The 10,832-nt window shown below is 52.8% G+C and carries 3 protein-coding genes, 1 tRNA gene and 1 pseudogene; 3 read left to right on the forward strand and 2 right to left on the reverse strand.

Annotation, left to right across the window (positions count from 1 at the left end):
- Positions 1-435: 435 nt before the first annotated feature.
- From Q1A43_RS22195 to Q1A43_RS22205, 3 genes are all read left to right on the forward strand, one after another.
- Positions 436-510: transfer RNA gene (locus Q1A43_RS22195), tRNA-Phe, on the forward strand.
- Positions 511-842: 332 nt separating this feature from the next.
- The gene (locus Q1A43_RS22200) at positions 843-1,022 is read left to right on the forward strand and encodes a hypothetical protein (protein WP_299939026.1); all 180 of its coding nucleotides are present in this window, start codon (positions 843-845) and stop codon (positions 1,020-1,022) included.
- A gap of 1,345 nt (positions 1,023-2,367) precedes the next feature.
- The gene (locus Q1A43_RS22205) at positions 2,368-2,922 is read left to right on the forward strand and encodes a hypothetical protein (protein ID WP_299939028.1); all 555 of its coding nucleotides are present in this window, start codon (positions 2,368-2,370) and stop codon (positions 2,920-2,922) included.
- Between the two features lie 215 nt (positions 2,923-3,137).
- Here the strand turns inward: Q1A43_RS22205 and Q1A43_RS22210 are convergent.
- Together Q1A43_RS22210 and Q1A43_RS22215 are read right to left on the reverse strand one after the other, a co-directional pair.
- Positions 3,138-3,325: pseudogene (locus tag Q1A43_RS22210) on the reverse strand (transposase); the annotation flags it as partial.
- Between the two features lie 106 nt (positions 3,326-3,431).
- Positions 3,432-10,796 carry an Ig-like domain-containing protein gene (locus tag Q1A43_RS22215; RefSeq protein ID WP_299939030.1) on the reverse strand — a complete coding sequence of 2,455 codons (7,365 nt, stop codon included), beginning with the start codon at positions 10,794-10,796 and terminating at the stop codon, positions 3,432-3,434.
- Between the last annotated feature and the right edge of the window lie 36 nt (positions 10,797-10,832).

The following is a 10,832-nucleotide window of genomic DNA, read 5'->3' on the forward strand; positions in this document are numbered from 1 at the left end:
CAGGTGAATAGCGGCTCGCTCTGTTGTCTCTTTCAATGACTCCAATCCTTCCCAGATTTGGAGCCTCCGGAAAACCCGGAGCGGTTCAAAACAGGCACGATGACCGCTCCAAATATGGGGCCGATCCGGTCCGCTGGGTTTCGCCGATTGCCCGTTCGTTCTTCGATGAAAATCTGGCACTCACCTAAGCATGAACCCACCTGTTCTCAATCTAAACCCAAGATGGAATTCAGGAACGACAACAGACTCAAATATCCCGTTTTGACTCATCATCGTGTATGCAAAAAGTAACTTGATTGCTGCGCTTCCGTTGCTGAGTTCCTGAGCCAAGAATACTTTCTGAAATTTTGGTCACTTTTCTTGCAAAAAGCCTCTGGACACTCTCCGCCACCTCCTTTAGACCGCGCCTCACCCGAAGGTTAAACCTTCACCCATGCCCGGGTAGCTCAGGGGTAGAGCAGTGGATTGAAAATCCTCGTGTCGGTGGTTCGATTCCGCCCCCGGGCACCACTTTTCAAAGCAATAGCAGCGGCTTAGTACTTTCCTGCAATGCTTTAAAAGTGCACGATAAGCACAAGTTTTCTAGCACAGCACGTTGTGATCATAGCGCTGCGGACCTTGCACAGTTCTGGCACAGCGCGGTAGCAACGCTTCTTGCCGCTCTGACGGTGCCCTTAGAGTGATAATATGCGGATAAGGCACTGGAAATAATGGTGGAATTTTGTGGTTTTACGGTTTGCTTATGTACTTGCGGAAACGGGGCCATGCCGGCTGCATTTAAATGCATCATCAATACGACCAGGCTGTATTATACCTCCAACTCAACAATAAGGTAGACCCCAATGGCCGAACGTTACGAACGCCACCGCCAAGCTTGGACGACTGAGGAAATTCAGAAGCTACATCTGTTGGTGAATAAGGGGATGAGCCTAAAGGCCGTTGCCAATGCCCTCATGCGTTCAGAGGAATCGACCAAGAGTAGGGCGAAACAGGACAAGCTGAAAATTCAGAAGCTGCGCTGAACCCTTTTGCGCAATGCCCTACGGAAAGCCAAAATTCTACCAATCACCCTTTGGTCAATGCGCAAGCGCCAGCTAGAAAAGCGTTCTTCAAGTAAACTAGCAGCTTTTCAGGATAGGTTTAGATTTCTTTCTTGGCAAAATTTGAGAGCGCCAATAGGCCAACGAATTTGGTGTCATAGCCTTCCACAAGTTGGATGAGAGTTGGATTTTGAATGATATGACTCCACCAGCCATTTTACCCTTCCTTGCCCGCCTTTATAACGAAGGTACCGATTTCATGTTCGCGGGGAAACGCATGAAGTGCGGCCTGAAATGATCTTTAGTCTGCCTCGGACGTGTCATCGGCGAATGAAAGGCGTGTGATATTCAACCGAAACATTTCAATCTGGCATTCCTCATCCAATTGGACGATGGCAGGTCGAACTTCTTGAGCCGAAATTTCGCATCCGCAGACTCTCATCTGTTGCTCCATTTGCTCTAAAGTACGGCATCGCAGTTGATATTTCCAACAATGATCACATCGTTAAAGCCTTGTCCTTGTGCTGCGTTACATCACCCCCCCGACCGCTGGGCGCTCCCAACGAAGGAAAGCCCTCCATCCGATGCGCTCCTGCAGGAAGCAGATTCTCGGCAACAACCACTCTGATGTAATCACGTTGGACATTCTCCGGCATGTATCCCTGGCGTGTTGGGAGTTTTGAAGGGTCAACTTGTGCTGCGGCGTACTTTCGTCGGATCTCTCGCCCATTGTAATGCTTGATTTGATTGCACCGAGAGCGAGTATGGTGGCTGACTGGGTACGTATATAGGGAGCCCAACGCATTCAAACCTCGGGGTTTTTAACGGGAGAACGCGTGTCAAAAACAACAAATTTCCGGGCGGCAGTTTTGGTTGAGAGCTTTGTGAGAAACGTTTTTTCGATCTATTGCGTTGGGGTGAGTTGGTATCAAAAAAGTAGATGAGATCAATTATTCACGTGCATCGAACGTTCGCTACCGGGGCGAACATGCGGACAAAAGGACAATTAGCAGGCGCGTGTCCACTGTCGTTTTTCGGCCCACAGTTGTCATTGGCCCGCTCGAAGGAATGCTGCGGTAGCAGCCCGCTTTTCGGTCATTCGCAGCACCCCCAATGAAAAGCTTGGAGCATAAACCAGCGTTCAAGAGTTCCTGCCATTTGTAGGAAATCCTATTGCCAACTTTCCTCATCAAGGTTCTTCGGATGTGCATTATTGCCCAACAATACTCGCCTCAATATATGTCAACTTGACTTGCGGCGATGAGGTCGGGAATCCGCTGATTATCGGCTTTAAGCGACAGAACTAAGTAATATTCTACGTCAAAGCATGATGGGATCTGACAAGGTGAAGAACTATCTGATCGGAGGCATGATATGCCTGATAGCGGCGTTGGTCGTCGGTGTTGAACCAGTGCAAAAATTTATAAACGAGGCAATGCGCAAAGGTACATTGAAGGGTGCCGAAACTTGCATGGAATACACTGGCAGCGCACTTCTTTCTGAGGAAGCCGTTAAAGCAAAATGCGTAAGTAGTTTTCAGAAGCGTCTGTATAAAAATGATCATGCGACTGGCCGTGCTGGACCACGGCTCACCCAGAGGTCCGTTAGCTGGGCTGGTATCCTTGAGAATAAGACACCCGATCACGTGACTACCTGGATACGAATTTCTGTCAGCATTTTTGACAAGGAAGGAACCGAAAAAGAGGTTTTTGCCGAAACACCGATTTGGATTGCCCCCTTGGGTGAAGCGGAGTTCAAAGTTGAATTGCCTGACCTTGAAATCGAACAAATGGAAAACATTGAATTCTGTGAACATGACGACATGACACCAAAAGCGTGCATGACGTGGGGTGTCGCTGGCATGAAGGGACTCGCAATCTAGGTCGGACTTCTGGTTGAAGCCTCGCAAACCCGCCTTTCGCTTCATCGAACTGACGCCCAGCGCACGCCAAGGTTTGGGAGCGATGTTTCGCAGCCTCTATCCCGACTATGGTGGACGCCTCAGGGCCGTTCCTGAGAAATAGGCATCGGAACTGGGTCGCCTCATCCTATGTCGACAGGCGGGGCGCGCCTTTGGACGAAACAGATCATCAATCGTGAAGTCTGAGCGAGCGGCATGCCAAGCAGGACCTTCAGTGTCAGGCAAGCCTGAATGGCCACATCATTGAACTGCTGCTGCCAACCCAGTTTGCCGCTTAGAGGAGGTGTCCAAACCTTCTCTGGACCAAGCCAGATCAACAATGATCCGCGTTGCCTCAAGCTGCCATGAAAGACGGCTAATTCATGGTCGTGTACTTCGCAGGGGACTAGCTGCACATGCCCTTCAGTCGGCATGTGCAACAAACCCTATTCAATTCAGCAACCTAGGCGGCTCACACCATTACCTGCCACTTAGGTGAACAAGAACTCCGGTTCGAGGAAATTGGCCGCAGTGGCATTGTCGATGGTCAAAACCCCTCCTGTGTAGCTCACGGTTACATCTGTGCCATCCTGCGCCACGGTCAGATCGGCAAAGGTCAGGCCACCGGTAAATTCGATCTCATCTTCAACATGGTTGTAGTCAAGGATGACATCCGCCCCGTCACCTGCCGCAAACACAAAGGTATCTGCATCGGCTCCGCCACCAAGGCGGTCATCGCCAGCTGCCCCGGTGATCGTATCGGCACCGCCGCCCGCAAGCAGAAGGTCTTCCCCCAACCCACCACCAAAGGCATCCGCGACATTACTGCCCATCAACAAATCATTGCCGTCAGAACCGGAAGTCATCACTGCGCTATCACCAATTGACAGAGCTTCGAGCGAACCAAGTGTCACTTGATCCGTTGTTGTGCCAAGATCACCGTCAAGATCGAACACAGCCTCGACAGAGACCTCATTCTGATCGCCAAGCAAACCTTCGATGCCGCTTATATCGGCCATTGCAAGATCAACCGAGAGCGTCCCAATCGACACCGCAGGATTGGTTTCATCAGCGATGATCCCAAGGTCGACCCCATCCGCAACCAACGAGACATCAAACGAGACCAGTTCAGCAGGGAACAAGCCCGACCCGGACAAGGCACCTGATAGAGCCCCGAAGTCGGTAACCGGGGTCGCTACGCCATCACTGTCAGTCTCGCTAAGCAACGCGAGGTTGAGGCTGGACCCTACGCCGAAGGCCTGAACCTCGACTGAGTAAGGATCAACAGCAGCAGGTGCAGGGGTATAAGTACCTGCTGGGGTTCCTCCGAATCCGGATTGAAGAGTCACAGGCTCGTTTAACAAATTGGCGAGCGGTAGCCCCCAGTTTTGGGAGCTAGGATAGGGGTTGCCGTCGGTGATGAACATCATCAGGTTCACCGCGTCCGGACCATCCAATAAGAACTGCTGATCAAAGTAATATTCGGCCTGCGCAAAGGTTGCATCCCACGGCGTGGAACCTTGGGTAAATGTCATGTTGCCAATATCGGTCTGCAAATCGGCCAATGTCGCCAAGGTCAAATCAACGCTGGCCGAGGATAACCCCGTCGCATTGAAAATTTCTGGGGCCGTATTTGGGTCTCCATCGACAATTTGCAACATTGGTGGCCCGACCGCGCCCGACCGGCTAAAGCTAAAGAGATGCACATCAAGATCGATCCCAGTGCCGTCAAACCGCACAGCCATGTCACCCAAGGCATCCGATACGGCGGCAAGCTGTTGCCCCCAACCGGTGCTGCCGACGCTGCCAGAGGCATCCAGAGCAAAGACCACGTTGACCGATGGAGCCTGATACGCCGAGAGGCTCATGGAAATGGTTCCCGCCGGGTTTCCGTCCTGAGGGCTAGCACTCACGTCTAGCATGACTTCTTGGCCATTTTCGGGGGTATAGCTCTCAGTGGCCACTTCGACACGAATATCGGCCGTATCTGTGAGCCCAGTCGAGTCCGTTACAGTTGCGGAATAAGTATCGATGCCACTAAAGCCCGCATTAGGCGTATAACTATAGCTGCCATCAGAATTGACGGTGATCGATCCATTGGCGGTGGCAAATGTGCCCGCCGTCCAGCTTTGGGTATCACCGGCATCGCCATCCGTTGCAACCAGTTGGCCATCCAGAGGAACATAGCCGCCAGTGCCATCATTGACCGGTACTTCGATGGTCTGATCTTGTGCCACCGGTGCGTCTTCGACGGAAGCGACAACAAAATCGACACTGGCATTTGTGCTTGCCGTATCGCCAGTGGCGGTTTCGGTGGCGATGGCCGTCGCCGATAGGGTAAAGGCACCGTTCCAGTCCGCCGGGGGCGTCATGGTAACCGTGGAGAGATCGAGCGTATGAGCATTCTCAATCACCCAATCCCCTGCCCCATCCAATTGACCAAGGTTAAAGGTCGCGCCGGCTGGGAAGCCTGTGAGGGTCACGCTTAGGGTTTCGGATCCGTCCGTATCCCCCAAATCGGCTGCCAACCCAATATCAAATGTTTCGTCCTCTTGCGACGAGGCCAGATTTTCAGGGTTAATCATGGCAATTTGAATGGAGGCCGCATCGTTGTGATAGCCAGTCACAATCCGCCCATCTGACAATGTAATAGTCGCCTCATGGGACCACGCGCCTTCGGAGAACTGAGCACCAGCAATTTCACCAGACACCTCAAACTCATCGGTCAACGGTGTCAGGGTCTCATCAAACCGGCGGCCAACAACGTCATATCCTGTTGCAACAGAGAAGTTGCTCCAAACAGCAACAAACCCGCCATCCGCTGTCGGTGCAAGTGTCTGATGTATTTGAGAGTTAATTGTTGTCTGGTTAATCAAAGTTACGCCGGTTGTGGGCGTGCCATCTGCAGCAAATCCGCGCGCATAGACACCGTATCCAGAGCCATCTTGACCAGAAGAAGACCACGCGACAACAAAACTACCGTCGTCATTTACGAGCACAGACGGAACACGTTCAGAAAATGTATTGGAAGTGTCAGGATCAAAAGGTGCCCCGATAGGAGCCCCTAAGCTGTCCAATACTTGGGTATGTACGTGAACAGGAGAACTCCCAGTTTCAAAAGCGACAACGAATCCACCACTTGGAGTGGCGTGAACAGCGTGGTAGCCGCTTAGGCTTGCACCGATGTTGGAGTTGAGACCCGTTTGTGTGCCGTTTTGATCAAAAACGGTCGCCTGCATAGCGCCCAAGTTAACATAGGTGACGGCATATCCGCCCCCATCAAGCGCTTCGACGCCGGGGCGTTGACCGGCTAATGTTGCAGTGTGATCGAGTGTTGCAGTCGCCATTCCGCCACTATTTGCAACAGAGTATTGTTCAACCACCACATTGCCAGCGTTGTTTTCAAAGGCCACAACGAAATCACCGTTTTCCAATGTGGTGATTGACGAAAACCTTTCTTCGGCTGACGTGCTCGCGGATTGGTAGGTCGGTGAAATTGGGGTGCCGTTTGGATCAATAACTTGGAAAAACACACCATCTGTAAATTGATTGCCATAGGTGACCACAAGGTTCCCATCCGGTAATTCAGTGATAGCCGGCCATCTAAGACCGTTGCCCGTTGCAACGGCGACATTGGCAAAGTCGACCGCAACAGCGCCCGTTCCACCGGCCCCACCCGAAGGCGCAAGCGATATCGTCGGTGCATCGACCACTGGTGCAACCGTGACGCTGATCGTGCCTGTTTCGGAGCCGCCATTTTCGTCGCTCACCGTATAGGTGAAGCTGTCGGTGCCGGAGAAATCGGCGTCTGGTGTGAAGGTAAGAAAATCATCGGTTTCGTCACCGGTCGTGCCATTGTCATCAATGGCAACAGTGCCGTTTGTTGGTTGCGTGATAGACGTGATGCTCAACGCATCGCCATCGGCATCTGTCGCCCCCATCAAAACGTCGATTGTCGCGCCTGTGTCTTCATCTACCATCAATGGGGCAATCACGCCGAGCACTGGGGCGTCGTTGACACCGTCAATCGTCAACATGGCTTGCGCCGGAACACCTTCTGGAATGACATCAAGGACCATGCCGTCAAACGTCACTTGGCCGCTGGATTGAGTCACATTGTCAAAGCTGTAGGTATGCGTGGCATTCCCACACTCATCCGTCACCGGGATCGTGACCTGAAGCGACAACCCACTGAAATCACCGGGGAAGCCAAACCAAGCTGGCGGGACTGCGGTGCTCCCCGTTGATGTTCCGCTATAGCCCACGAGATCCACAACTGCGTTGGCCGGAACCGTCACAACACCATCCGAGATGATGCGCGGACCGACAGCCATATTGTTAGGCAAGCTGTTTTCATCAACCAATATCGCGGTGCCGTTGCTGACGCCAGCGGCGGCAATGGCGTCTTCTGTTGTCGAGATTCCGTTCACGCCGCGTTCCACCACGTGCAACTGGCCGGTATCCGTGTCCGAAATGTAGAATGTTCCAGGGTTTGTCAGCGCCAAACCACCAGCGGATCCACCAAAGGCCTGGTCTGCGTCAAAGACTTCATAATCAACTGTAACGGTTGCGTTTTCCCCCACTCCGAGGTCATCGAATTGACCCGGATTTATGGTCACTAGGCCGTTGGCCTGATCCAGAGACCCAGTGACAATGCGCCCGTCAGATGCCGTCAAAACAACATTGCGCAGGCCTATGTCATTGCCTTCTTCATCCGACGCGAGGGCAAAAAGATCGATAATCTGTGGGGCCTGATCCTCATCTGTAGCTACGGTTTCAATGCCCGACACCTGTGGCGCATCATTGGTTCCGATCACTTCAACCGTCATGGTCTCGGTCACAGTGGCCCCATGGGCATCTTCTGCTGTGACCTCAAAGGTGACGATCAGCGTTTCATCGCAGGTTAAATAGTCAAAGTCGCTACCGGGATCAAAGCTAAGCTGCGTCCCCACCACCGACGCCGTGCCAAGCGATGGAGGTGTCGACACACTATAGATAAGTGTCGATCCATCATCATCGCTGTCGATATCATTGCCAAAGAGCGCCAAATCGATGCTGGCCGCGGGGCCGTTTTCCGATACTGCCAAAGGACTTGCTGGCGGACCAAAGGTAAAGCTTAGATCATCGCCGATCAAAATATGTCCGGGGTTTGGTGTGCCAACCGACGACATCAAGACAACGTCCACATTTCCAAAGATCGCCGGATCAAAGTCTACGAAGGTTGGGGACTGGAAATTGACGGTGATTGTCTGCGTACCCACCAAGTTCCCATTGTCAAAGCCCGAAATCACATATTGGTTCGCCCCTGTATTGGTGACAAAGCCATGTGCCGTGAACCAACCGCTTTCAAAGGCGAAGTCGTTTCCTAAGATTTGGGCGTCGCTGCCACCGTTGTTGATAAGAACGTTGTCACCGGACACGTTGGAAACAGCATATGAGAACCCCGAGGGAACTGTGGTGGTATCAAGTGCGCTGAAGTTTGACCAAGTCAACCCGGCATAGCCACTTGGCACTGACACTGCGTTCGCCCCAATAGAGACGTTGATGTTGTCAAACCCAACCACTGTGCTTGGTTGACCGCTAAAGAACGACATATCCAAGGTCGGCGCATCATTTGTACCGGTCACCGTGACGGTCACATCGCTGGAGGTCGATGCCCCATGGCTATCGGTAGCAGTGATTTCGATTGTGACATCAACGGTTTCGCCCTCGGCCACGTTTTGGAAACCAGTTCCCGGATTGAATTCCAGTTCCGTCCCGTTGTTCAGCGTTGCGCTGCCCTCGCTGGGATGGCCGGTGATGCTATAGGTCAGAGTTGATGGGTCATCATCAACGTCAATATCATCTCCAAGAGGCGTCAGATCAAGCGTCGTCGACACGCCGGAATCTTCAACAGCCGTGATAGTGGTCGGTGCCACAGTTGGCGCATCATTCACAGGGATCACATCAATGGTGACGCTCCCCGAACTCACATCCCCCGCGCCATCATCAACAGCATAGATAAAGCTGTCGACGCCGTTGAAATCTTGATCCGGGGTATAGGTATACGATCCAGTCACCGCATCAATCACAACCGTGCCGTTTTCGGCATCCGTAATCAAGGTATAGGAAAGCATGTCGCCTTCCCAATCAAACGCAAAAACAGAGGGTTCGGAGAGGACTGTGTCTTCTAAGGTAAACCCCGTCAGATCAGCAGCAAGCGGCACATCGTTGGTGCCATGAATGGTGATACTCAGGACCTCAGTATCCCAAAGCGGGGCGTTGTCATCGACTTCAATCGTGAAGTCGAACGTCATGCTTTCCCCAGGGCTCAGGAAGTCCAAACCCAATATTTCGGGATAGAACGTCCAGTTAACAGTGCCCTGTCCACCGGGGGTTGGGCTGTTCTGGACCGAAAGGCTAATCATCGATAGGGCCAAGGCCGGATCAAGACCGTTGGTTGTTCCCGAAAGGGCAACCCCGGTCGCGACCGCAACATGGCTATCGCCAATATCCGGGTCATCAAAGGCAATCTGACCAGACATCGTTGCTGGGACAACTTGCGCTTCTACACCCTCAAGCGATAGCGACCCTGATCCATCGGTATAATCAACGCCGGATAGCGACATCCGCACATTGGCCGTTCCACCGGGAACGCCAATATTCGGCCCAACCCAGTTGATCGCGATATCATTAGTCGAGGTAAAGAAACTAAGTACATCGGGAGAGATTTCTTCCGGGGTTCCACCATAGTTTGGCGCGGTGATTTCGGACACCGGCCGTACCGTCGCCACACCATCATGATAGCTTGTGACGCTCACACCAAAATCACCGCCTCCAGTGACGGCGTCATCACTCGGCGATCCACTGTTGGGGTTGATATGCATCACAACGCCATTGGTGGGAATTTCAGAAGAGCTGAGGGTCAGATGCGACGCCGACCGCTCAATCGCAACGGTTCGGCTCCCCTCCGGCGCATCCAAATCTAGAATGTACCAGAAACCCGCATTGGGCACATTGGACCCGTTGTTGAGCATCGGGTCATTTACATCAACAATGGTTTCTTCGTAGCCAGCCTCAACCGCAGCGATCGGCGCAACAACAGGCGCATCGTTGACCGGGGTTATGGCAAGGTTGACCGTGCTGGCATTGGACTGTTCCAAGCCATCGCTGATTGTATAGGAAAAACTCTCATGCGCCGTGCTGTTAAGGTTTGGTGTATAGGTCACCATCCCACCGGCACTGATGTTTAGTGTTCCATTGGCAAGTGACACCTGATCACCCGCTGTAACCGGGGCCCCATTGATCGACACAATACTAAGTGTTTGCGTCACTACGGGAACATTGTTGGCATCGCTATCATTTGCCAACAAATCGAACACGGCTGACGTGTCTTCGGTCACTGTGAAATTGTCATCCACGCTGACCGGGGCCACATTGTCGCCAGACCCGGCAATTTCCAATGTCAGCGTTTCTGTATCAGTACCGCCATTGCCGTCTGATACGGTATAGGTAAAGACCTCGATCCCGGTTTCACCATCCTCCAAGGCGTCGGTATCTGGATCACTGTTATCCAGCGCATAATCCCAAGTGCCATCGCTGGCCAAAGACAGGCTTCCAAACGTACCGACGATGGTCATCCCCGCGCCCGGAACATTTGGAAGCACCGTTTGCGCTCCATGTGACACCGAGACAACCGACAAAGCATCGGTGGTGTCGGCATCGGTGTCATTTGCCAAAACATCGCCCGTGGCCGCTGCGTCGCCCGCAACTCCGAACCCTTGTTCAACCAAAGCGTCGCTGGCGTTGGTATCTGCAGTTGCTACAGGCGCGTCGTTGGTGCCGGTGACGGTGATGATGACCGTGTTGGTGACCACTGCGCCATGTGCGTCGGTGGCGCTGGTGTTGATCAC

Source organism: uncultured Pelagimonas sp. (assembly GCF_947498515.1).
Lineage (GTDB): Bacteria > Pseudomonadota > Alphaproteobacteria > Rhodobacterales > Rhodobacteraceae > Pelagimonas.